23 protein-coding genes are annotated in these 21,846 nt (G+C 62.1%); 12 read left to right on the forward strand and 11 right to left on the reverse strand.

From position 1 onward, the window contains the following. Positions 1–5 precede the first annotated feature (5 nt). Entirely contained in the window at positions 6–251 is a 246-nt protein-coding gene (locus AADW23_RS04660) for a DUF4170 domain-containing protein (RefSeq protein WP_341863365.1), read from the reverse strand. Positions 252–427: 176 nt separating this feature from the next. Here AADW23_RS04660 and AADW23_RS04665 point away from each other — a divergent pair, with 176 nt between their 5' ends. Together AADW23_RS04665 and AADW23_RS04670 are read left to right on the forward strand one after the other, a co-directional pair. Next, entirely contained in the window at positions 428–628 is a 201-nt protein-coding gene (locus tag AADW23_RS04665; protein WP_341863366.1) for a hypothetical protein, read from the forward strand. Between the two features lie 231 nt (positions 629–859). Beyond that, positions 860–1,042, forward strand: coding sequence for a hypothetical protein (locus AADW23_RS04670; protein ID WP_341863367.1), 183 nt, complete (start codon positions 860–862; stop codon positions 1,040–1,042). A 16-nt stretch (positions 1,043–1,058) separates the two neighbouring features. Here the strand turns inward: AADW23_RS04670 and AADW23_RS04675 are convergent, their stop codons facing one another. The 3 genes from AADW23_RS04675 to AADW23_RS04685 all read right to left on the reverse strand — a co-directional run bounded on the left by AADW23_RS04675 (position 1,059) and on the right by AADW23_RS04685 (position 4,786). Then, the gene (locus AADW23_RS04675; RefSeq protein ID WP_341863368.1) at positions 1,059–1,847 is read right to left on the reverse strand and encodes a 3'(2'),5'-bisphosphate nucleotidase CysQ; all 789 of its coding nucleotides are present in this window, start codon (positions 1,845–1,847) and stop codon (positions 1,059–1,061) included. After that, positions 1,834–3,183: a metallopeptidase TldD-related protein gene (locus AADW23_RS04680; protein WP_341863369.1), complete on the reverse strand. Its 1,350-nt coding sequence runs from the start codon at positions 3,181–3,183 to the stop codon at positions 1,834–1,836. The genes AADW23_RS04675 and AADW23_RS04680 overlap by 14 nt, the downstream gene beginning before the upstream one ends. A gap of 115 nt (positions 3,184–3,298) precedes the next feature. Beyond that, positions 3,299–4,786 carry a DUF2125 domain-containing protein gene (locus AADW23_RS04685; RefSeq protein ID WP_341863370.1) on the reverse strand — a complete coding sequence of 496 codons (1,488 nt, stop codon included), beginning with the start codon at positions 4,784–4,786 and terminating at the stop codon, positions 3,299–3,301. 153 nt (positions 4,787–4,939) lie between these two features. On the opposite strand from AADW23_RS04685, the gene AADW23_RS04690 reads away from it, so the two are divergent. From AADW23_RS04690 to AADW23_RS04700, 3 genes are all read left to right on the forward strand, one after another. Further along, the gene (locus AADW23_RS04690; RefSeq protein WP_341863371.1) at positions 4,940–5,689 is read left to right on the forward strand and encodes an SDR family oxidoreductase; all 750 of its coding nucleotides are present in this window, start codon (positions 4,940–4,942) and stop codon (positions 5,687–5,689) included. Next, positions 5,686–6,297, forward strand: coding sequence for an enoyl-CoA hydratase/isomerase family protein (locus AADW23_RS04695; RefSeq protein ID WP_341863372.1), 612 nt, complete (start codon positions 5,686–5,688; stop codon positions 6,295–6,297). The genes AADW23_RS04690 and AADW23_RS04695 overlap by 4 nt, the downstream gene beginning before the upstream one ends. 103 nt (positions 6,298–6,400) lie before the next feature. Then, a complete protein-coding gene (locus AADW23_RS04700; RefSeq protein ID WP_341863373.1) occupies positions 6,401–7,570 on the forward strand; it encodes a TIGR03862 family flavoprotein in 1,170 nt (389 codons plus the stop codon). 58 nt (positions 7,571–7,628) lie between these two features. On the opposite strand, the gene holA is transcribed toward AADW23_RS04700, so the two are convergent. From holA to AADW23_RS04720, 4 genes are all read right to left on the reverse strand, one after another. Further along, positions 7,629–8,660 (reverse strand): DNA polymerase III subunit delta, encoded by a 1,032-nt coding sequence (holA, locus tag AADW23_RS04705; RefSeq protein ID WP_341863374.1) that lies wholly within the window; start codon positions 8,658–8,660, stop codon positions 7,629–7,631. Between the two features lie 7 nt (positions 8,661–8,667). Then, entirely contained in the window at positions 8,668–9,153 is a 486-nt protein-coding gene (gene lptE, locus AADW23_RS04710) for an LPS assembly lipoprotein LptE (RefSeq protein ID WP_341863375.1), read from the reverse strand. Continuing rightward, complete coding sequence (gene leuS, locus AADW23_RS04715; RefSeq protein WP_341863376.1) at positions 9,140–11,719, reverse strand: leucine--tRNA ligase; 2,580 nt, start codon at positions 11,717–11,719, stop codon at positions 9,140–9,142. Before leuS ends, lptE begins: the two co-directional genes overlap by 14 nt. A 98-nt stretch (positions 11,720–11,817) precedes the next feature. After that, positions 11,818–12,300 carry a DUF3576 domain-containing protein gene (locus tag AADW23_RS04720; protein ID WP_341863377.1) on the reverse strand — a complete coding sequence of 161 codons (483 nt, stop codon included), beginning with the start codon at positions 12,298–12,300 and terminating at the stop codon, positions 11,818–11,820. A gap of 461 nt (positions 12,301–12,761) precedes the next feature. Between AADW23_RS04720 and AADW23_RS04725 the strand changes: the two genes are divergently transcribed. Together AADW23_RS04725 and AADW23_RS04730 are read left to right on the forward strand one after the other, a co-directional pair. After that, positions 12,762–13,889 carry a porin gene (locus AADW23_RS04725; RefSeq protein ID WP_341863378.1) on the forward strand — a complete coding sequence of 376 codons (1,128 nt, stop codon included), beginning with the start codon at positions 12,762–12,764 and terminating at the stop codon, positions 13,887–13,889. A gap of 71 nt (positions 13,890–13,960) precedes the next feature. Beyond that, the gene (locus AADW23_RS04730; RefSeq protein WP_341863379.1) at positions 13,961–14,614 is read left to right on the forward strand and encodes a YggS family pyridoxal phosphate-dependent enzyme; all 654 of its coding nucleotides are present in this window, start codon (positions 13,961–13,963) and stop codon (positions 14,612–14,614) included. Positions 14,615–14,648: 34 nt separating this feature from the next. Here the strand turns inward: AADW23_RS04730 and AADW23_RS04735 are convergent, their stop codons facing one another. Continuing rightward, complete coding sequence (locus AADW23_RS04735; protein ID WP_341863380.1) at positions 14,649–15,158, reverse strand: L,D-transpeptidase family protein; 510 nt, start codon at positions 15,156–15,158, stop codon at positions 14,649–14,651. Further along, on the reverse strand, positions 15,155–16,228 hold the full coding sequence (ribA, locus tag AADW23_RS04740; protein ID WP_341863381.1) for a GTP cyclohydrolase II: 1,074 nt from the start codon (positions 16,226–16,228) through the stop codon (positions 15,155–15,157). Before ribA ends, AADW23_RS04735 begins: the two co-directional genes overlap by 4 nt. 165 nt (positions 16,229–16,393) lie before the next feature. Between ribA and AADW23_RS04745 the strand changes: the two genes are divergently transcribed. Then, positions 16,394–17,080, forward strand: coding sequence for a response regulator transcription factor (locus AADW23_RS04745; RefSeq protein ID WP_341863382.1), 687 nt, complete (start codon positions 16,394–16,396; stop codon positions 17,078–17,080). Between the two features lie 208 nt (positions 17,081–17,288). Then, positions 17,289–17,666 (forward strand): VOC family protein, encoded by a 378-nt coding sequence (locus AADW23_RS04750; RefSeq protein WP_341863383.1) that lies wholly within the window; start codon positions 17,289–17,291, stop codon positions 17,664–17,666. A 5-nt stretch (positions 17,667–17,671) separates the two neighbouring features. Here the strand turns inward: AADW23_RS04750 and AADW23_RS04755 are convergent, their stop codons facing one another. Then, on the reverse strand, positions 17,672–18,922 hold the full coding sequence (locus tag AADW23_RS04755) for an MFS transporter (RefSeq protein ID WP_341863384.1): 1,251 nt from the start codon (positions 18,920–18,922) through the stop codon (positions 17,672–17,674). Between the two features lie 57 nt (positions 18,923–18,979). Between AADW23_RS04755 and AADW23_RS04760 the strand changes: the two genes are divergently transcribed. The 3 genes from AADW23_RS04760 to trxA all read left to right on the forward strand — a co-directional run bounded on the left by AADW23_RS04760 (position 18,980) and on the right by trxA (position 21,841). Next, on the forward strand, positions 18,980–19,939 hold the full coding sequence (locus AADW23_RS04760; protein WP_341863385.1) for an alpha/beta hydrolase: 960 nt from the start codon (positions 18,980–18,982) through the stop codon (positions 19,937–19,939). Positions 19,940–20,075: 136 nt separating this feature from the next. After that, the gene (locus AADW23_RS04765; protein ID WP_341863386.1) at positions 20,076–20,864 is read left to right on the forward strand and encodes an exodeoxyribonuclease III; all 789 of its coding nucleotides are present in this window, start codon (positions 20,076–20,078) and stop codon (positions 20,862–20,864) included. A gap of 65 nt (positions 20,865–20,929) precedes the next feature. Then, positions 20,930–21,841 carry a thioredoxin gene (gene trxA / locus AADW23_RS04770; RefSeq protein ID WP_341863387.1) on the forward strand — a complete coding sequence of 304 codons (912 nt, stop codon included), beginning with the start codon at positions 20,930–20,932 and terminating at the stop codon, positions 21,839–21,841. Positions 21,842–21,846: the final 5 nt, after the last annotated feature.

A 21,846-nucleotide genomic window follows, 5' to 3' on the forward strand; every position in this document is an offset into this window, starting at 1 on the left:
GGTGGTCAGCTGCCCAGTTCTTCGGTGGGAGAGGCTTCTGCCCCCTCATCACGCAGGCGGTGGATATGGGCGATGAAATACCGCATGTGGGCATTGTCCACGGTGCGTTGCGCTTCGGACTTCCAGGCGTCGTAGGCCGATTGATAATCGGGGAACATGCCGACGACGTGAATGTCTTCGGGGTTCTCGAATTCCGTCTTCTGAGGGTCTTTCAGCTCTCCGCCGAATACAAGGTGCAGACGTTGCGACATGGGGATCTCCGACAGGTTAGTCCGATAGGTTAGATTGCGCCTGCACCCTTAAGGGGCAGGGCGGGGGCGTCAAGCGCCGAGGGGTCGCGGGGCGCGGGCATGGGGTCAGGTTTCCCGCCATAGCGAGGGCGGGGCAGAAGGGGCATATTGATCCCATCGAAACGGAGGGTTTTTCAATGACCAAATCTTTATCCTCGTTTGTCGCAGCCTTGGCAATTTCCGCCTCTCTTACGGCTGTGACCACCCCCGTTTCGGCCTTCACCGCAACCGGAGATGTCACCCGTATTTCGAATGGTGATCTGGGATCGGGCCGTATTTCTGGCGGCGATCTTGGCTCTGGCCGGATAGCAAACGGTGATCTCGGCTCTGGCCGGTAAGCCCTGACCTGACCTGACAAGACGCTGCCCTTTCCGCTCTCTGCCGTTTCTCTCCCTTAGGGTCGTCTTGCCAAACAACCCCGTCGCGTGTCCCCGCGGCGGGGTTTCGTTTTCGGAGGTAAGGACAGCCTTACTCGCGCAGAAAGCTCAAAAATGCTATGGTCGTCGGGCAAGCACAACGACCATCAAGAGATTTCGCCACCCCAATTATCCAGAGACTTCATAGCTGCCATGCCCTTTTCAAAATCCCTTTCTCGTCTGGCCCCGCTCTTGATCGTCACTGTGCTTGCAGCCCTTCCCGAAACTGCCACAGCCCACACCGGCAACCCGGCCGAGGAAGATGCGTTTCCCGCCAGCCGGATCATGGCCACGGGCCCATTGAACATTGTGGTGTACCGCGTCAGCGGCCGATAACGCGCTTGGGCGGGGATCAACCCGCCTTCAAAGGGCGCATGTCCAGCAATGCCTGATGCACCGATGCGCTGCCCGTCAGCACGCCGTCCACCTGTGCGCGGGGACCGTTGAACTGCAGCGGCACCCCGAAGCTGTCAGTCACGATGCCGCCTGCCTCTGCGATTATCAGCGCCCCTGCGGCGATGTCCCATTCCCACGTGGGGCGGAACGTCATCATCGCGTCAAAGCGGCCCTCGCCGACCAGCGACATGCGGTAGGCCAGCGAGGGGCGGTAGGCTTTGTTTACCTCCGGCACGCCTTCTTTCCAGTGATGCGCCTGCATGTTGGCCTTCGTTGTCAGAACCGTGGCTTCGGCCAGGTGCGCCGTGGTTGTCACCTGCAAAGGCGCGTCGTTCAGTGTTGCACCCGCGCCGAGGGCTGCGCTGTAGAGCTTGTCGCGCATGGGCAGGAAGACAGCAGCGGCGGTGATCTTTCCGTTCCGCGACACCGCGAGGGAGTGGGAGAAACTCGTGCTGCCCTCAATGAACGCGCGGGTGCCATCAATGGGATCGCAGATGAACACGTGCTCGGCCGAAAGGCGGGCGCGGTCATCATCGGTTTCTTCCGACAGCCAGCCGTAATCGGGCCGCGCTGTGCGCAGCACGTCATGGAGCATGGCGTCGATGGCCAAATCAGCTTCGGTCACCGGGCCCTCCGGGCCTTTGTCGAAAACGGCGGGGTCATTGCCGAAGAATTGCTTCGCAATCGCACCAGCCTGTAACGCGGCGTCGCAAAGCAGTTTCAGGTCATCTTCAGGCCCCTGCAATCGTCATCCCCTCCACCAGAAGCGAGGGCACGACGCGGCTCAGGTGGGGGCGGGCATCGTTGGCGGGGATAATGCCGCGCAGCATATCACGCAGGTTGCCGGCCACCGTGCATTCGTTCACCGCATGGGTGATTTCGCCGTTTTCCACCCAAAAGCCCGAGGCACCACGGGAATAATCGCCCGTCGTCGCGTTGATCGAAGACCCGATCAGCGAGGTGATCAGCAGCCCCGTCCCCATCTGTTGCAACAGCGCGTCGCGCGACAGATCGCCTGCCGTCAGGCGCGCATTCCCCACGGAAGGAGAGGGCGGCGCACCGGTGCCACGGGTGGCCGACGCGGTAGAGGTCAGGCCCAGTTTGCGGGCGCTGGAAAGGTCGAGCGTCCAGCCGGTCAGCATGCCATCGTCCACGATCAGCCGATCGGCGGTTGGCAGACCTTCGGCATCAAAGGGACGGCTGGCCGAGGTGCGCGGGCGGTGGGGTTCCTCGATAATCGAAAGACCTTTGGGCAGCACCTGCTCCCCCAACAAATCCCGCGCCCAGGACGCGCCACGGGTGATCGCCGTGCCGTTGGTGGCAGCCAGAAGGTGCCCGATCAGGCCCGAGGAAATGCGTTCATCAAACATCACCGGGAACGCGCCCGTGGGCGGCTTTTTCGCCCCGGCGCGGGCCACCGTGCGTTCGCCCGCCAAGCGCCCGATTTCGGAAGGAGACATCAGATCGCTGGCGTGGTTGCGCCCGTCGCCGAAGTAATCACGTTCCATCGTGTTGCCTTCGCCGGTGATCGCCACGCAGTGAACGCCGTGATCGGTGCGGGCATAGCCACCCGCGAACCCGTTGGTGGCGGCCAGATGCACTTGCCGCCGGGAAAAGCCTGCGCCGGCGTTGGACACTTGCGCCACGCCGTCCACGGCCAGCGCTGCGGCCTCGGCTTCCAGCGCCATCGCCTCCAGCGTAGCGGGGTCCGGGTCCGCGCCCGTGTCGTTCATGTCCAGCGCCGCGCCATCGCGCACCGTGGCCAGTTGCGCTGCCTCGGCAAGGCCTGCGTAGGGGTCTTCCGGCGCAAGCCGCGCCATGGCAACGGCGCGTTCCGCCATTTCGCGCAGGGTATCGGCAGAGGTGTCGGACGCCGACACACAGGCCTGGCGGTTGCCCACCAGCACCCGCAGACCGATTTCGATCCCTTCGGACCGTTCGGCCTGTTCCAAAGCGCCGTTCAGGACACCAATGCTGACCGAGGTGCCATCGACGGCCAACGCATCAGCGGCATCGGCCCCGGCACGGGTTGCGGCCTCTAGCAAGGCGGCGGCAAGGGGGGCAAGCGCGGTATCGGTCATGGGCATCCTCAAGGCGAAGGGTTTCAACGGAGGTAGAGCCGGGACGGCGGGCTTGCAAGCGAAACGGCCCGAGGAATTTACCCCGGGCCGCTCAAGGGAACGTTAACGAACACGCTTATTGCAGTGGAATACCGTTGGCCGTGATGGAGCCGTCGGCCCCGAATTCCACTGTTGTCTCCAGGGTGTCAGGGGCCGCGCCGGGACGGGCAAAGACGTTGGCCGCGCCCCGAATGAACGCGCCCTGCTCGTTCGGGAGCAATCCACCGGCAATCAACGCATCCAGCAGGGCGTTGCCGCCCGAAAGCTCAAGCTCTGCCGCGCCGACGGGCATGGGGATCATCTGGTTCGGCGCAAAGCTGAAATCTGCCGTACCGGTCAGGGCCGCGCCGCCAACCGAAAGGCTCAACTCGTTCACGGTCACCGCCCGCAATTCTCCGGGAGGGCCGGTCAACTCTTCTGGGTTGATGTTCACGAGATCCATGAACAATTGCACCTGCCCTGTGGTGTCCAGCAGAAGGCTCATCGGATCGCGGGGCAGCGCGCTGGCGGGATCAACCATGCTGAGCAGGCTCTCGCCCACTACAAAATCCTGCACGCCAAGGCGAAGCCCCATGTCTTGCGGCGTGTCTCCGGCGGCGAGGGGGAAGGACAGGGCCAATTCGCTGGACCCGACTGAAAGCTCCACCGGAACCGGAAGTTCGGTGCCTTCAATGTGGGCGTTCGCCCCCGACGCCGCGACATCGTAGGCCATCGCAGAAGGCGAGATCGACATTCCGATGCTGCCGCCATCGTTGGAGTATGTGGCCGAGAAGGCCTCGGTGCGTTCCTCAAACATGATCTCGAAGTTGAGGGGGCCATAGGTCGTGGTGCCGGAAAGCTCGAACCCTTCAGGAAGGGTGCTGTCGAATTGGTTCATGCTGGTCAACGACAGCAGCGTACCTTCGCTGCTGGATGTCATCGCGCCAATATGCAAGCCGGTCTTGAAGCGACCCGATGCGTTCGCAGGGGCGACATCCAATTCCATCGACATGCCGCCCGCGGTGGCGGATGTGGAAAACCGCATGGTCTCCGGGTCTGTACCGGTGATGTTGTAGGTAGAGGCAAGGTCCGAGATTATCATCTCCAGGTTGACCTCTGGCGGCTCTCCATCGCCGCCCCAAAGGCGCCCTTCGTGAAGGCTGATCTGATCGGCCGCATAGGTATAGACCCGCGCCCCGGCATCGCCGGAAATCTGGATATCAAGGTTCTCGTGACGCACCAGAAGTTCGATATTGGCGGGGGGGGCGCCTTCGTCAATCTCGAAGGTGAGTGTCAGCGTATAAAGCTCGGACAGGGCGACAGATACGGTGCCGTCGGGATTCTCGATCAGGTCAATCTGCTCAATCACACCATTGGTCGAAAGGGTCTCGTCAGCATAACGCGTGGTGACATTGGTCAGGGTCAGGCCCGTGCCCGTTTCAGAGACTTCGGCACTCATGGTTTGACCGGTGGCTTCGGCTTGGGCCTGCCATTCGGCCCACAAATCCGCCGCAGAGGTATCTGCCAAGGCGGGCGAGGCGATTGCCAGTGCCAGCAGGGAAATCGTAGAGGAAAGTCGTTTCATCGGAGGGGTTGCTCCAGCAAACAGGGATGTAAAGCCCGGATGATCACGGGCCAGGCCGGGGGCGTCAAGTAAGGATCACCGTATATGGCTGGTCGCCGCCGATTGTGGGCGCTACGTTCCCGACGATTGATAAGGACCAAAGGGGAATTGCTCATGGCGCATGTGGTAAGTGGAAAAGTGGTGGCAATCACCGGAGCAAGTCGCGGCATCGGCGCAGCAGCGGCCCGCGAATTCGCGGCATTGGGCGCGAAGGTGGTGCTTCTGGCCCGTTCGCGGGATGCGATTGCCGAACTGGCGGGCGAAATCGGCGAAAACGCTCTCGCCGTGCCCTGTGACGTGGCCCGCTATTGGGAGGTGGAGGCCGCCTTCAACGCCGCCGTCCAGACCTTCGGCTCCCTCGATGTGGTCATCAACAACGCGGGCGTGATCGAGCCGGTGGCCCGCATTGAGGATTCCGACCCGGACGCTTGGGGCCAAGTGATCGACATCAACCTCAAGGGCACTTTCAACGGCGTGCGCGCGGCTCTGCCTCATATGGGCAAGGGCGGCACGATCCTGAACATATCTTCCGGGGCGGCGACAAATCCGCTTGAGGGCTGGTCCCATTATTGCGCCTCCAAGGCGGCGGCGCTGATGCTGACCCGGTCAGTGCACAAGGAGATGGGGGATAAGGGCATCCGCGTCCTGGGCCTGTCGCCCGGCACGGTCGCCACGCAAATGCAGGTAGAGATCAAGGCCACCGGCATGAACCCCGTTGCCGCTTTGGAATGGTCCGATCACATCCCGCCGGAATGGCCGGCCAAGACGCTGGCCTGGATGTGCACCGAGGCCGCAGATCCGCACCTCGGCGGCGACATATCCCTGCGCGATGAGAGCATCCGTGCGGCTGTGGGCCTCTCGTGATTGACGTCGCGGACGAGGGTGGCCTGCGTATCGTCACCCTCAATCGCCCCCATAAGGCCAATTCCCTGACCGCCGACATGCTGACCGAACTGGTCCGCGTCTTCGCCGAAAGCCAAAGCGCCCGAGCCCTGATCCTGACCGGCGCAGGCGACAAAGTCTTCTCCGCCGGTGCTGATCTGGAAGAAGCCCACGCAGGCCTCGCCACGTCTCCGCTCTGGGAACAGGCGTCTTCTGCTCTGGCCGCTTTGCCCTGCCTCTCCATTGCCGCACTCAACGGCACGCTCGCGGGCGGCGCATTCGGCATGGCTCTGGCCTGTGATATCCGCCTCAGTACGCCCGCCGCCTCCTTCTTTTACCCCGTCGCCAAACTCGGCTTCCTGCCGCAACCCTCCGATCCGGCCCGCCTCACCGCGCTCATCGGACCGTCCCGTGCAAAACTCATCCTCCTCGCCTCGGAGAAACTTTCCGCCCCAGAGGCCCTCTCCTTTGGCTTGGTCGACCGGATCTGCCCACCCGAAACCCTCCTCCCCTCTGCCCGCGCCCTTTGTGCAACTTCCCTTGCAGGCGCCCCCGCAAACCTCCATGCCATCAAGACGATGATACCCTAAGCGCCCCGCTCCCCCCTTCACCTTGGCCATACACCTCCGGGGGGAGACGGCTTTTCCCCGGAAAAGTCGTCAGGGGGGCTGGCCCCCCACTAGGACCCAACCCATGATCGACACGCCCCTTGATGCCCTTGTTATCGGCTCCGGCCCCGCTGGCCTCATGGCGGCTGAAACGCTCGTGAAAGCGGGCCGTAAGGTCACGATCATCGAGGCCAAACCCTCTGCCGGACGCAAATTTCTGATGGCGGGCAAATCTGGCCTCAACCTCACCAAGGATGAGCCGCTCGATACCTTCATTCGCGCCTATGGGGGGGCTGCTGATTGGCTCTATCCCATGGTGGCGCAACTGGACCCGGTGGAGGTCATGGCCTTCGCCGAGGATCTTGGCCAACCTGTCTTCACGGGCACCACGGGGCGGGTGTTTCCCAAAGCCATGAAGGCCTCGCCCCTGCTGCGCGCTTGGCTGCAACGGCTGGACGCGCAAATGTTCCTGCGCTGGCGTTGGACCGGGTTTGACGGCGACGCGCTGGCCTTCGACACGCCGGATGGCCCGCAAACCCTCTCGCCAAAGGTCACTGTCCTTGCCCTTGGCGGTGCCAGCTGGTCGCGGTTGGGGTCTGACGGTGCCTGGGCCGACATCTTGGCCGCGAAGGGCGTCAGCCTTGCGCCATTCAAGCCTGCCAATATGGGCCTTTGCGTTACCTGGTCTGACCATATGACAGCGCATCTGGGCACGCCCCTGAAGAACATTGCCCTGCATGCCGGCGACATGCGCCAACGAGGGGAGGCCGTGATCTCCCACCGTGGCCTGGAAGGTGGCGGCATCTACGCGATCTCCTCCGCCGTGCGTGATGGGGCTGCGCTCACCTTCGATCTGCTGCCCGACCGCGCGGTCGATGGGCTCATCTCTCGCCTAAAGAAACGTCCGAAGAAGCAGACCCTGACCAAAGCTCTCACCGGGTTGGGGCTCGACCCTCTCAAACGCGCGCTCCTGCAAGAATTCGCCCGCCCCTTGCCCGACGATCCCGCCACCCTTGCCGCGCTGATCAAGGCGCTGCCCGTGAAGCACGACGGCCCGCGCCCGATGGACGAGGCGATTTCGACCGCTGGCGGTGTCCCGCAATCTGCGCTCACCAAGGGACTGATGCTTGAAGCGATCCCCGGCATGTTCGTCGCGGGAGAGATGTTGGATTGGGAAGCGCCCACAGGCGGCTACTTGATTAATGGCTGCTTCGCCACGGGCCGATGGGCCGGGTTGCACGCTGCGATGTACTAAGGGCGAACATGTAGGGCGGGCTTGAGACCGCCGCCGCCTTTACGGCTCGGGTCGCCCTCTATCGCCTGCCGCGCCCTGGCAGCATCGCCAGCCGGATCAACGTGCGCTCCATCACCGCCATCTGCGGCGCGGTGCTTGCGGAGCGCAGGGTCAGATCCGTTTCAATCAACATCGATAGGGCCGCTTCCAACGCGTCGCGGCCCCAGCGGCCCGCTTGTCGTGCCATCCGATCGCGGCGCGGGCCGAAGACTGGGGGCCGCATCGCTTGCAGGCCCGCAGCGGGGCCGTTGGGATGGGCGGCGGCCATGTGCAACGCCCGGAAGTGGCGTAGGGCCGCGATGCACAGGGACACCGGCGTTGTGCCTTGCTGTTTCAGGCGGACCAGAATGGGGCCGATCGCGCCGGTCTCTGCCTCGGCAGTCGCGTGGAGGATATCGTCCAGCTCTGCCTCCTGGGTCAGGGGGGCCACGGCCTCGATATCGGCGGGCACCACGGGCGTCGCATCGCCACGTTTATACAGCCCCAGCTTTTCGATCATCTGGCGGAAATCGCCGGGCCCGATGGATCTCGCCAACGCCTCCAGGTCTGTCATCGCCTCTCGGTCCGCGTCGGTGATTTCTGCGGCCTTGAGCATATCTTCAATCTCGGCGCGTCCCGGCGGATCATCGTAGATCGCAGCGGCGTAGGCGAGTTTGTTGCCCTCGAATACTTTGCGCAGGGCAGATTTTGCGGTCAGCCGCCCGGCGGTGGCGATGATTTGCGCGTCACCTTGCTGCCATTCCTCAAACGCGGTGGTAAAGACTTTGGCCAAGCCATCCGTCGCGCCCTCGACCAGAACGGCACGGGGGCCGGGAAAGAAGCCCACAGCCTTTACGGCATCCAGCAGCCCCGCACTGTCCGAGCGCAGGTCAGCCCCGGTCATCCGCGTCAGGCGCATTTCCTCCTCCGCGTTCTCTCCCAGAAGGGCGGCCATTAGATCCTGCCGTTTCAAGGCGACCCGCATGGCGTCATCACCAAAGATCAAACACCCCGCCGCCGAGGTATCGGGCCGTTTGAAGTAGGTATTTGCGTCACGGGTGGACAGTTTCATGGGGAGATCATGACCACGATTGCGCGGAGCCGATCAGGCGGGTGATCAATTGATCCGCCAATGCGACGGCCAGCCTGTCTTCTGCATCGCGCCGCGCAGATTCCGTAGCAACCGGTGATGCCGTGGTCGCGTAGGAGGTGAAGGTTGCCACTTCACCGGTCTGCACAACGCGTCCGCTGGCGGCATCGCGCAGGGTGAACGACAAGGTGCCGCGTAGATTGATGCGGTTGATGACTTCATCTTCGTCAATCGCCAGACCCCGCGAAGAACGTTCGATGGTATAATCCAGCGTGTAGCGCGTGCCGGTGCCCAAACGATCTTCCAACCGGGCCACCAGCCCGAATTCAAGGCGGCTATCGGGTTCGGCTACCCGGATCTGGTTACGGATCACCTCGCCCGAGCCGCCCGGCCCGTAGACAGGTTGGAAGTTGCACGCCGCCAAGGGCAGCGCACCGAGAGATAGCAAAAGGGTTCGGCGGTTAAATAACGACATTCACGATCCGTCCGGGGACAACGATCAGCTTTTTCGGCGCGGCCCCATCAAGCGCCTTGACCACAGCGTCGTCTGCAAGCGCGATCTTTTCAACCTCTTCCTTGCTGGCATCCTTGGCGACAGTGATCTCGGATTTGCGTTTTCCGTTGATCTGGATGGGCAAGGTCACGGTGGATTCCACTAACATCGCCTCGTCAGCCTTGGGCCAAGGCGCGTTGGCGATCAGACCTTCGCCGCCTTGTTGCGCCCAGATATCCTCGGCCAGATGCGGGGTCATGGGGGCCATCAGCTGCGCCAGCACCATAACGGCTTCGCGCTGCGCACTATGGGACGCCTTGGACTTGGAAAGCGTGTTGGTGAACGCATAAAGTTTCGCAATCGCCGCATTGAAGCCAAAGCTATCAACCCCGTTCGACACGTCACGAATCGCCTTGTGCATTTCACGCAGCAGTTCTGTGTCGGCCGCCTCATCCATATGGTCAGATGTCTTCGCAGCTTCCTGGATACGAGTGGACAGGGCATAAACGCGGCCCAGATGCTTGTAGGCCGCTTCGGCGCCCGAGGCTGTCCATTCCACGTCCCGTTCGGGGGGGCTGTCGGACAGAACAAACCAACGGGCCGTGTCGGCGCCGTATTGTTTGATGATCTCGATCGGATCGACGACGTTGTTTTTCGACTTCGACATTTTCGCCGAGGGGATGATGTCTACCTTGGTGCCGTCTTCCAAGAAGCCGCTGCCGTCGCGCAGGTTCACGTCCTCGGGGTAGTGATAAACGGGCCGCCCATCGGCGCCTTCGGTCTTGTAGATCGCGTGGGTCACCATGCCTTGGGTGAATAGCGCGTCGAACGGCTCGATCGCTTTGGCGGGCAGGTGGCCCGTGGCGTGCATCGCGCGGGCGAAGAAACGAGAGTACAGCAGGTGCAGGATCGCGTGCTCAATCCCGCCGATGTATTGATCGACGTTCATCCAATACGCGGCCTCTTCCGCCGACGTAGGCGTCTCGGCACGGGGTGCGGTGAAGCGGGCGAAGTACCAGCTGGAATCGACGAAAGTATCCATCGTGTCGGTTTCGCGCAGGGCAGGCGCATCACAGGAGGGGCAAGGCGTGTTGCGCCATGTGGGGTGACGGTCCAGCGGGTTTCCGGGAACGTCGAAAGACACGTCGTAGGGCAGTTCGACCGGTAGGTTCTCTTTCTTCTCGGGGACCACACCGCAGGCCTCGCAATGGACCACGGGAATCGGGCAGCCCCAATAGCGTTGCCGTGACAGGCCCCAATCGCGCAGGCGGAACTTGGTGACGCCCTGGCCCACGCCTTTTTCCTCGCAGAATGTCACCGCAGCGTCGATGGCGTCGTTACCGGACTGCACATCCTCGCCCGCAAAGCCCGCGATGTAGCGCACCGGGTCGGGTTTGGGGGGCACATAGGCCGCGCCGCCGTCCTCGGGGCGAATGTGGCCTTCATCGTTTACCGGCACAAAGGTCGAGACGACAGGCAGGTTGTACTTCCGGGCAAACTCCAAATCGCGTTCATCATGGGCCGGGCAGCCGAAAATCGCGCCGGTGCCGTAATCCATCAGGATGAAGTTGGCGATGTAGACGGGCAATTCCGCCGCCGTATCGAAGGGGTGGCGCACTTTCAGGCCGGTATCGAAGCCGCGCTTATCGGCGGTTTCCAGTTCGGCTGCGGTGGTGCCACCTTTGCGACAGTCCTCGCAGAAGGCTTTGATCTCGGGATTATCGGCTTCTAGCTGCTTGGCGATGGGATGATCGGGCGAGATCCCCACGAAGCTGGCCCCCAGCAGGGTATCGGGGCGGGTCGTATAAACCTCGACCCGGTCATGGCCGCCCACAGGGTCCACCAGACCAAACGCAAACTGAAGCCCGCGTGATTTGCCAATCCAGTTGGCCTGCATCAGCTTCACCTTGGCGGGCCAATCATCCAACCCGTCCAGCGCCTCCAGCAATTCATCGGAGTAATCGCTGATCTTGAAGAACCACTGGGTCAGTTCCTTACGCTCTACCTCTGCGCCGGAGCGCCAGCCCTTGCCGTCTTCGACCTGCTCATTCGCCAGAACGGTCATATCGACCGGGTCCCAGTTCACGATGGCGTTCTTGCGTTCAATCAACCCGGCATCGAGGAAATCCAGAAACAGCGCCTGCTGCTGGCCATAATATTCCGCGTCGCAGGTGGCGAACATGCGCGACCAGTCGATGCCGAAGCCAAGGGGCTTCATCTGCTCGACCATCGTTTCAATATTGGCGTAGGTCCAATCCGTGGGGTGACCGCCATTGGCCATCGCCGCATTTTCCGCCGGCATCCCGAAAGCGTCAAACCCCATGGGATGCAGTACGTTATGACCCATCGCCTTCTTGAACCGCGCGATCACGTCGCCCATCGTGTAGTTGCGGACGTGGCCAATGTGGATACGCCCCGACGGGTAGGGGAACATCTCCAGCACGTAATACTTGGGGCGGTCGCCCTCCATCGTGGCGGTAAACGTTCCGGCGCTGTCCCAGGCTTCTTGCCACTTCTTCTCGATCTCGGAGGGGTCGTAACGGGACATCAGGGTATTCCTTGCGGCATGTAGACATAAAAACGCCGGGCCCCCCTATGAACAGGAGTGCGCCCGGCGTTGTGTTTAGAAAGCTAACGCGCTGGGGTCTAGAGGTTGCCGTCGGCAACGCGCAGCTGACGGGCGCGTGTGAGAATCGCATCTTCAACTTGACGCGCAGTCTCTCGGCTAACCGCCGAGCCGCCGCGCCCTTGCAGCGCAACCCGCAACGACCGGGCCTCTAGCGCAGGGTCGCTGACATAGACCGTCGCGCGGTAAGCGCGGTTGCCGCCGGGCGGTGTGGCGTAGTCAAACACAAGGATGCCAGTGAACGGGTCAGCGGCTTCCAGCGGCATGAAGTCGAGAATCTCCAGTGACGCGCGCCAAAGGTAGCGGTTCACTTCTACGGTCACCGAGGGATCATCGCTGTTGCCGAAGAGATCCCAGATCGTTTCGCGTTCCGAATCCACAAGGAAGCCTTGCTGCGAAAGCCGCTCATTGGCAGCCTCGGTGTCGTTGGCATAGTCGCCACAGGCGGTCAGCGCCCCGATGATCAAGGCTGCGCCCAGATAGTTTGCAAGTCGTTTCAACATCTTCACTGGTCCCGCCCAATTGTTGAGGCAACTTTTATAGAACCACCTTCCTTGCGGCAAGGGGCGGTCTTGTTTGGGCGCGGGAACCACCCTTGGCGGGCCGAGCGGTGCACTATCTATACACACACCTTTATACGCACCTTTTTTCGCGCTCCGCTTGTTCGCGCCTCAAACGGCCCGAAAAGCCCCCCCCTCGATTCGGGGGAATGCTGCGGCAAACCCCTGCCGCGACTCAGGAGGGATGGCGGCGGCCCCATCGGGAAAGGGGCAATCGGTCGGCAGCATTCTGCGCAAGGTCCACCGCGCTGCACGGGGCCTAAGTCCCAACGGCGTATGATTTATTGGGTTCAGGTGGTTTTACTGGCGAAAACCGACTGTGACATGTCTGCACCATGCGAAGGCGAACCTTTCGGGCAGCTTTGGGCCATTGTTGCAATCGGGGGGGTGAAAGGCGAAACACCATGCATACCCAATTCGGGCGTTCCGCTTTGGGGTTAAGTTTTTCAAGTGAACACAAGGGAAAAACCATGAAAAAGGTTCTCTTCGCATCCACAGCGCTCGTAGCGACTGCTGGTATTGCTTCCGCAGACATCGCTCTGTCCGGCTCCGCCGAAATGGGTGTTGTTGGTGGTTCCGGCGCGACCGTAACCCAATTCCACCAAGACCTCGACATCACCTTCACGATGTCCGGCGAAACAGACGGCGGCATCACTTTCGGTGCACGCGTTGACCTCGACGAAATCGCTGGCGGTGCCGGCGGCGCAGCCAACGATGACTGGGGCACATCCGTATTCATCTCCGGCGAATTCGGTACGCTGACCATGGGCGACACCGACGGCGGCTTCGACGCTGGTATGGTTGAAGTTCCTGCGGGCCCAGGCTCCATCAACGACGCGCACACCGGCCACGCTGGTTGGAACGGCAACGGCGGCCTCGACGGCCTGTACGATGGTCAGATCCTGTCCTACAGCTACTCCGTATCCGGCTTCACCATCACTGGTTCGGTTGAGATGGAAGATGACCGCGGCTATGCAGCAAACCGTGTAGTTATGGGCACCCAAATTGTTGGGCTTGAGACTGCTGGCGACGGCATCACAGGCGACAACATCTACGGTATCGGTGCTCAGTACGCTGGTTCCTTCGGTGGCGGCTCCTACACAATCGGTGCCGGTTACCAGACTGTTGCTGACATCGACACTGTAACTGCTGGCGATCAAGGCTTCGACGTCATGGGTGTTTCCGCTCAGGTTACTCTGGACTCCGGTCTGGCACTTGGCGTGAACTACTCCACAATTTCGTCCGATACAGCTGGCTCTGACGGTACACACACTGCGATCGGCGCATCCTACGCGTTCGACGCAATCACCGTTGGTGTGAACTACGGTCAATACGACTGGGACGCGACTGCAGCCGCACATGACACATCGGGTTACGGTATCTCTGCCGCATACGACCTGGGTGGCGGTCTGTCCGCACAGCTCGGCTACGGTTCCAGCACCGTTGACGCGATCAACACGGGCGCAGGTGCACCTGTTGCTGCTCTGGGTACCACCTCCACATGGTCCCTGGGCGTTGCAATGTCCTTCTAATCCAACCGGATTAGCGTGATTTGGGAAGAGCGGGCCTTGTGCCCGCTCTTTTCGTTTGTGACATAGGCTGTATGTCCCTTGTCGATATCACCACCCGCATTTCCGCTTGCGCGCAGGCCCATGGCCGCGATCCAAGCGACATCACCCTGATTGCCGTCTCCAAAGTTCAGCCCGCCGAGCGCGTCGAAGCCGTATTGACCCAGGGCTACCGCATTTTCGGAGAGAACCGCGTGCAAGAGGCGCAGGGCCGTTGGCCCGCGTTCCAAGCGCAGTTCGATGGGATTGACCTGCATCTGATCGGGCCGTTGCAAACCAACAAGGCCCGCCAAGCGATGGAGATGTTCGGCACCATCCACACCGTTGATCGCTCCAAGCTGGCCAAGACCCTCGCCCGCCTCGCCCAGGAACGCGGCGATTGCCCCGGCCTGTTCATTCAGGTGAACACGGGGGAGGAGCCTCAGAAGGCCGGATGCTTGCCGTCCGAGGCAGACGGTTTCATTGCCGAGGCGAAGGCGATGGACCTGCCTGTGCGGGGCCTTATGTGCATCCCCCCGGTGGAGGAGGAACCCTCTCTCCACTTCGCGCTTCTGGCGAAAATCGCGGCACGTAACGGGTTGGACGGCCTGTCGATGGGCATGTCAGCAGATTTTGAGACAGCGATTGCCCAAGGCGCGACACATATCCGCGTGGGATCAGCGATCTTTGGTGAACGGGCACATTCGTAGACCGGGCCTCGGCCCGGGTACTAAGCCATCGGACCTACAACGCCATCGCCTCGGGCACGATCAACCTTGTGCCAAGGGCGATGCGCGGCATCATCCAGCGCAGATTTTCCCGGCTGACGGCCACGCACCCCTCGGTCGAGCGGAAGGGGCCGCGCCACTGGTGTATGAAGATGGCAGAGCCTTTGCCGGGTTGCGCATCGGGCCAATTCCAATCGGTGACCAGAACGATGTCATAGAGGGAATCACCCCGTGCCAAACGTTCGGACGATCCGGAGAAGGGGCGGCGGGTTGGCAGGTTGTAGCCCGCATGCGTGTCATCATCGGACCAAAGGTCATTAGGGCCAATCGGCTCGGCCCAGGGGCAGGGCTTGGGGCCGCGATCCGCACGGTAGAGGCAACCCACAACGCGATGGATGCCAACGGGCGTCCCGCCATCGCCTTCGCGTTTATCCGCCACCACGCCGCCCCGGCCCACAGTGTAGGGTATCGAAGCGCCCCAGAACCGCAGGCCCGTTGGGGTCAGGACGATGTCATGTGGGCTCACAGCAAATGCCCGGATTTGTCGCGCTTCACGTCCAGATAGGCGGCGTTGTGCAGATTTGATTCGATCACAAGGGGAACGCGGTCGGCAACGGTGATGCCTTCCCCTTCCAACATCTCGACCTTGCGGGGATTGTTGGTCATCAGGCGCACGACGTCAAACCCCATGCGGCGCAGCAAATCGGCGCCGATGCGGAAATCGCGTTCGTCGTCCTCGAACCCAAGGCGGTGATTGGCCTCGACCGTGTCGAACCCCTGATCCTGCAAAGCGTAGGCACGCATCTTGTTGGCAAGCCCGATCCCGCGCCCCTCTTGGTTGAGGTAGAGCAGTACCCCTTCGCCCTCGGCCCCCATAGCCGCCAATGCGCCATGCAATTGCGGGCCACAGTCGCATTTGAGCGAGCCCAAGACGTCGCCGGTGAAGCAAGCGGAATGGAGCCGCGCAAGGACAGGTTTGGCGCGATCCGGGCGACCGACTTCGATGGCGTAGTGCTCGATCTCGGCATTGTCGGGTCGGAAGATATGCAACCGCCCGACCCCAGCCAGCGCCATGGGCAGGCGGGCGGCGGCAACGGGGGAAAGGGGGGTGGCGGTGGCAAGGTCATTGAGCGTGGCAGTCAAAGGCAGCACGGTCAGGCCTTCGGGCCATTGGGTGACGGTAACGCCGACAACGGCGGGCAGAAGCTGTGCCGATTTGGCCAGCAACACAGCGGCACGGTGGAAGACGGGGGTGCTGTCGCGATCCTCTTTGAAGGGGCCTTTCAGGGGCGTGTTCATATCGCTTGCGGGGTCCGCCAGCTCGGACAACCAGCGCGCGCTGGCATCGGCGGGCATGACGATTCGGGCGATATCACCGTCGTAGACGCGGACCTTCAACGTCTCGGCCCGCCAACCGGTAATGGCGGCCACGACGGGACCAAGGGCACGCAGGGCGTCCAAACGATCATCAGTGGCGGTCTCGCACGCCATGAAGATCAGGGCAGCGTCGCCGTCTTGCAGGACGACGGGCAGGCCCACGCGCAGGTCACTACGGGCACGGGCGACGAGATCCGATATGGAGGGCAAAAGACTCATGCCCCTGACATAGCCCGCCCGGCGGGGAAATTGAAACGCTGTCACGGACTGAAACATTTCCTCACGGGTGCACACACAGGCGTGAGACATGGTTACATCCATAGACAACGGATGCGGCGGCGCGTCATGTCAGGGTAACGGAACACGTAGACGGGAGCCCAACCAATGGCAAACCTCAAGAAAATCCTTCTGGTCGATGACGAAGACGACCTGCGCGAAGCGCTGTCTGAGCAGCTGGTGATGACCGAAGACTTCGACGTGTTTGAGGCCGCCGACGGCGCGCAGGCGATGGAACGGATCAAGGAAGGTATCTACGATCTGGTGATCTTAGACGTGGGCCTGCCCGACACCGATGGCCGCGAGCTGTGCCGCCTGATGCGTAAGCAGGGTGTGAAATGCCCTGTGCTGATGTTGACGGGCCATGACAGCGATGCGGACACGATCCTTGGCCTTGATGCAGGTGCCAACGATTACGTCACCAAACCCTTCCGCTTCCCGGTTCTTCTGGCCCGCATTCGCGCCCAGTTGCGCCAACATGAACAGTCGGAAGATGCGGTATTCCAGCTTGGGCCGTATACGTTCAAACCGGCCATGAAGATGCTGATTGCCGAGGATGAGCGGAAGATCCGCCTGACTGAGAAAGAGACCAATATCCTCAAGTTCCTGTACCGTGCCCAAGATGGCGTGGTGGCCCGCGAAGTGCTGCTGCACGAGGTTTGGGGCTACAACGCCGGCGTCACGACCCACACGCTCGAGACGCATATTTACCGTTTGCGCCAAAAAATTGAGCCTGATCCGTCAAATGCTCGCCTTCTTGTGACCGAATCCGGCGGATATCGATTGGTCGCGTAGACTTTAACGACTCTTTAAGCGTTCATATGTACGTAAAGAGCAACAGATCCCCCGGTGCCGGGTGTCCCGACCTCCCTCGGGAATGGCACCACTCTCCCTGTTGACTGGCCCGGACCTTGCGTCCGGGCTTTTTTTTGAGAAATCGCTTTACCTCAAGTTTACCTGAGGTCGTATCAGGTGAGTCGTCTTATGAAACAGGAGCCGACCGATGCAATCGCAACTTGAACACCTCAACATCACTGTCCCCGAGCCAGAGGCGACGGCTGACATGCTACGCACCCTTTTTGGCTGGCAAATCCGTTGGCAAGGCCCGGCCAAGGATGGCGGCCATTCGGTGCATGTGGGGGGCGATGACAGCTACGTCGCCCTTTATGCGCCCAAGGCTCCGTTGCAGCGGGCGGAAAGCTCATACGGGCGAGTAAATGGGCTGAACCATTTGGGCGTTGTGGTGGCCGATTTGGACGCGGTCGAGGCGCGGGTGAAAGGCCTTGGAATGGTGCCCCATAGCCACGGGGACTATGCGCCGGGGCGACGGTTCTATTTCCATGACGCCAACGGGTTGGAGATTGAAGTCGTTCAATACTGACAGGCTCAGGCGCGGGGCAATCGCAACCGCGCCACGCCATACAGAAATAGCCCCACAAACAGCCCCGCACATAGCAGGAACACAAGGCGCAGGGCGCCTTCCCGGCCCATCGAAGGCTCTGCAATCGCCATGATCCAGCCGCCTGCCAAGGCGCCAAGGGGCATCATCCCCCAACCAAAGAACCGGTAGATGGAGTTGACCCGGCCCAAAAGCGCATCGGGGATGACCCGTTGGCGGAAAGATACGGTAACGACGTTCCAAAGTACCGCCACGAAGGTTTCCAGAAACAAAAGGGTCACGGCAACCCAGACCTGCGACGTCAGATAAAGGCCCAGAAACGGGAGCGGCATAAGCGCCAAAGCCATCCAAAGGCTACGAGACGACCCAAGCCGCGCGGCGATCCAGGGGCACAGCAAACCGCCCGCAACGCCCCCCGCCGCGCCTGCGGTCAACAACATGCCGTGCCCGAACGCGCCAAGGCCCAAGACCTCTTGGCTATAGAGAACCAGTACCGTGAAGCCCGCCATGTGGGCGGCGTTCAGCCCGCCCAATATCAGGGCCAGTTGCAAGATCACGCGATGTTCTTTGATCCAGATCCAGCCTGCGCGCATCTCTCTCCAGAAGCCGTCTCTCGGGGCCAACGCGCCCCGCGCGGGGAAGGCGATGGCCCAAACGGCAAAGGCGGCAAAGGCGAAACCAAGGGCTTCGAACGCGAATGGCGCGGGAACGGTGAGGGCGATCAACAGCCCCGCAAGAGGTGGCCCAACGAATTGCCCCATGACCTGTTCCACCGACCAGATTTGGCCGTTGGCTTCCTCTAGCCGATCCTTGTGAACGATGCTGGGAAGCGCCGTTTGCGCGGCGTTATCCCGAAACACTTCCGCCGTACCCATCAGAAAAGCGAGCGCCGACAGCCCGCCAATCATCCACATGATCTGTCGTGGCCCGGCGGCCTCTCTCGGGCCAGCGACGATCAAGGCGACAACAGCCAACGCCAAGGCCATGCGGGCCAAATCTGCCCGGACCATCATTTTCTGGCGGTCCGCCCTGTCCGTCCAAACGCCCACGGGCAGGGACCAAAGGAACCACGGCAACCGGGTCGCGAAGGCCACCATAGCAAGGGCGCGCGGGTCCGTGGTGATAAGCGTCGCCATCCAGGGAAAGGCAAGGACGCCAATGCCATCGGACAAGTTCGACAGCCCCGCGCCAGACATCAGCAGGCGGAAATTGCGGTTCTCTCGGATCAAGGCGGGCATCGGCATCTCCTTTCGGGCAAGCTTGCGCCGGGAAAAGGATCAGGCACAATGCACGCCATGAGATTTCTTTTCAGACTGCTCCTCTGCCTAAGCCTCCTCGCCGCGCTGACACTGGGCGGGTTCCGTCTTGCCGCTCATCTGCGCGAGGGGGAGGTCACCGCTGACGTCGCCCCTGACGATGGGCACCTGGTGCCGACGGCGCTGCAAGGCATCTTCGCCATCGAACGCGGCCCCGCAAATGGCCCTACGGTGCTGTTGATCCACGGATCTGTCGGCTGGTCCGGGTCTTGGCGGCACACGTTAAATGTTTTGGGGGCAGAGGGTTACCGTGCCATCGCCATAGACCTGCCGCCGATGGGGTTCTCGGACCGTGATCCAAGCGAAGACTACGGGCGCGCGGCCACTGCGGCGCGGATCCTGGCATTTGCCGAGGCCGAAGGGATCACTCCCCATATCGTCGCGCACTCCTTCGGGGCAGGGGCCGCCGTCGAGGCACTTATGCAACGACCCGAGGCCTTTGCCTCGCTCACCATCATCAACGGCGCGCTCCCCTTGGACCCCGATGCCGCCCAACTGCCCGCTCCCCTGCGCCCCCTCTGGCTGCGCGAGACGCTGGTCTCCGCCACCGTCACCAACCCACTCCTGTCGCGGCGCCTGCTGCAAGCCTTCCTGCATCGCAAAAACACCGCCACCGATGAGGTTCTCTCGGTCCTCTCGCGCCCCAGCCGCCTAGAGGGCGCGACCGAGGCGCTTGCCGCCTGGCTCCCCACGCTTCTCATCGCCCCCACCGACCTCCCCTCAAGCGCTTCGGCCGCCTACGGGAATATCACCCTCCCCACCGCGATCATCTGGGGCGCAGAAGACACCACAACCCCGCTTCCCCAAGGCGAAAACCTGCACCGCTTGATCCCAAACAGCACCCTCACCGTCATTCCCGATGTCGGCCACATCCCGATGATCGAGGACCCGCAGGCCTTCGACGCGGCCCTGCTCTCGGCGCTCGCCACCCTCCGATAACGCCCCCCCCCCCATTCACCTTTTCAAAAGTATCGCGGGGGTGGGGGCATCTCCGATGCACCCAGGGGGCAGCGCCCCCTAGACACGCCTGCCCCAATCCCTATCGTCGCCGCACCTCACAACCGGAGCCAGCCCCATGCCCTTCACCCTCGCTACCTGGAACATCAACTCGGTCCGCCTCCGGCAGACCCTTGTGGCGCAGCTGATGACGGAAGAGGCGCCCGATGTGCTCTGCCTTCAGGAATGCAAAAGCCCCGTCGACAAAATGCCCTCGGACGTGTTTGCCGCCCTTGGCTACACCCATGTCGTGGCGCGCGGGCAGAAGGGCTACAACGGCGTCGCGATCTACTCGAAAATTCCGATGGTTGAAACGGGATCGCATGAATTCGCCGGCCTCGACCATGCCCGCCATATCGCCGGGCAGCTGGAAAACGGGGTGACAATCCACAACTTTTACGTGCCCGCGGGCGGGGATGAGCCGAACCGCGAAAAGAACATCAAGTTCGGGCAGAAGCTCGACTACATGACAGATATGCGGGACTGGGCCCATGCAGACAAACCACAGAAATCCATCCTTGTGGGGGATCTCAACATCGCGCCCCGCGAAGACGATGTCTGGGATCACAAGAAACTGCTGAAAGTTGTTTCCCATACGCCGATCGAGGTCGAGCATATGGCCCAGGCGCAGGAGGCCGGCGGTTGGGTGGACGTGACCCGTGCCGATATCCCCGATGGCAAGTTGTATAGCTGGTGGTCCTACCGCTCTCCCGATTGGGACAATGCCGACAAGGGGCGTAGGCTCGATCACGTTTGGGCGACATCGGATATTGCCACGGCGGCGCATTCCTCTCGGGTGGCGCGGCATGCGCGGGGGTGGGAAAAGCCCTCGGATCACGCGCCTGTCTTTGCGACTTTTGACCTCTAGCCCCTTGGCGTGCGCCACCTGACGCCGCATATAGCCCGTAGCATCTTCATTGACGGAGCCCCAAAATGCTCGAATTCGGCACAACACCAGACGCAACAGCACCCACCGATCTTATCAAGGATGTCACTGACGCGACCTTCATGACGGACGTGGTAGAGGCGAGCCAAACCACCCCTGTGATTGTGGATTTCTGGGCCCCATGGTGTGGCCCCTGCAAGACCCTTGGGCCCCAGCTTGAAGCCGCCGTGACCGCCGCCAAAGGCAAGGTGCGTATGGTGAAGGTCAACGTGGACGAAAACCAACAGATCGCCGCGCAGCTTCGGGTGCAATCCATCCCAACGGTTTACGCCTTCCACGAAGGTCAGCCCGTCGATGGGTTCCAAGGGGCCGTGCCGGAAAGCCAGATCAAGGAATTCGTGAATAAGCTTGCCGCCATGTCGAAGGAAGACGGTGGGCTTGGTGAAGCGCTGGAGGCGGCTGAGGAAATGCTGGCCGCGGGCGATCACGATGATGCCGCCCAAACCTTCGCCGCGATCCTTGGGGAAGAGCCCGAGAATGCCCCCGCCATGGCGGGCCTTGCCCGGGCGCATCTGGCCATGGGGCAGACCGATGAGGCCGAGCAACTGCTCAGCACGGCGCCCGACAAGATCTTCAACGCGCCCGAGCTGGAAGCCATCCGGGCCCAGATCGAGCTTGCCCGACAGGCCGAAAGCGCCGGTCCCTTGGCAGAGCTTCAAGCCGCTGTCGACGCCAACCCCGATGACCACGCCGCGCGCTTTGAGCTGGCCCAGGCGCTTCATGCAGGGGGCGACGTGGAACAGGCCGTGGACAATCTGCTGGAGCTTTTCCGCCGGGATCGCACCTGGAATGACGAGGCTGCAAAGACGCAACTATTCACTATTTTTGAGGCCTTGCCGCCGCAAGATCCCATCGCCTTGAACGGCCGCCGCCGTCTGAGCTCGATGATATTTGCCTGAGGGAA

This window comes from Gymnodinialimonas sp. 57CJ19, from assembly GCF_038396845.1.
Classification (GTDB): domain Bacteria; phylum Pseudomonadota; class Alphaproteobacteria; order Rhodobacterales; family Rhodobacteraceae; genus Gymnodinialimonas.

Coding starts and splice junctions, on each gene's coding strand:
- AADW23_RS04660 (WP_341863365.1), bottom strand. CDS start 251: ATGTCGCAACGTCTGCACCTTGTATTCGGCGGAGAGCTGAAAGACCCT.
- AADW23_RS04665 (WP_341863366.1), top strand. CDS start 428: ATGACCAAATCTTTATCCTCGTTTGTCGCAGCCTTGGCAATTTCCGCC.
- AADW23_RS04670 (WP_341863367.1), top strand. CDS start 860: ATGCCCTTTTCAAAATCCCTTTCTCGTCTGGCCCCGCTCTTGATCGTC.
- AADW23_RS04680 (WP_341863369.1), bottom strand. CDS start 3,183: ATGACCGATACCGCGCTTGCCCCCCTTGCCGCCGCCTTGCTAGAGGCC.
- AADW23_RS04685 (WP_341863370.1), bottom strand. CDS start 4,786: ATGAAACGACTTTCCTCTACGATTTCCCTGCTGGCACTGGCAATCGCC.
- AADW23_RS04690 (WP_341863371.1), top strand. CDS start 4,940: ATGGCGCATGTGGTAAGTGGAAAAGTGGTGGCAATCACCGGAGCAAGT.
- AADW23_RS04700 (WP_341863373.1), top strand. CDS start 6,401: ATGATCGACACGCCCCTTGATGCCCTTGTTATCGGCTCCGGCCCCGCT.
- holA (WP_341863374.1), bottom strand. CDS start 8,660: ATGAAACTGTCCACCCGTGACGCAAATACCTACTTCAAACGGCCCGAT.
- lptE (WP_341863375.1), bottom strand. CDS start 9,153: ATGTCGTTATTTAACCGCCGAACCCTTTTGCTATCTCTCGGTGCGCTG.
- leuS (WP_341863376.1), bottom strand. CDS start 11,719: ATGTCCCGTTACGACCCCTCCGAGATCGAGAAGAAGTGGCAAGAAGCC.
- AADW23_RS04720 (WP_341863377.1), bottom strand. CDS start 12,300: ATGTTGAAACGACTTGCAAACTATCTGGGCGCAGCCTTGATCATCGGG.
- AADW23_RS04725 (WP_341863378.1), top strand. CDS start 12,762: ATGCATACCCAATTCGGGCGTTCCGCTTTGGGGTTAAGTTTTTCAAGT.
- AADW23_RS04730 (WP_341863379.1), top strand. CDS start 13,961: ATGTCCCTTGTCGATATCACCACCCGCATTTCCGCTTGCGCGCAGGCC.
- ribA (WP_341863381.1), bottom strand. CDS start 16,228: ATGAGTCTTTTGCCCTCCATATCGGATCTCGTCGCCCGTGCCCGTAGT.
- AADW23_RS04745 (WP_341863382.1), top strand. CDS start 16,394: ATGGCAAACCTCAAGAAAATCCTTCTGGTCGATGACGAAGACGACCTG.
- AADW23_RS04750 (WP_341863383.1), top strand. CDS start 17,289: ATGCAATCGCAACTTGAACACCTCAACATCACTGTCCCCGAGCCAGAG.
- AADW23_RS04755 (WP_341863384.1), bottom strand. CDS start 18,922: ATGCCCGCCTTGATCCGAGAGAACCGCAATTTCCGCCTGCTGATGTCT.
- AADW23_RS04760 (WP_341863385.1), top strand. CDS start 18,980: ATGAGATTTCTTTTCAGACTGCTCCTCTGCCTAAGCCTCCTCGCCGCG.
- AADW23_RS04765 (WP_341863386.1), top strand. CDS start 20,076: ATGCCCTTCACCCTCGCTACCTGGAACATCAACTCGGTCCGCCTCCGG.
- trxA (WP_341863387.1), top strand. CDS start 20,930: ATGCTCGAATTCGGCACAACACCAGACGCAACAGCACCCACCGATCTT.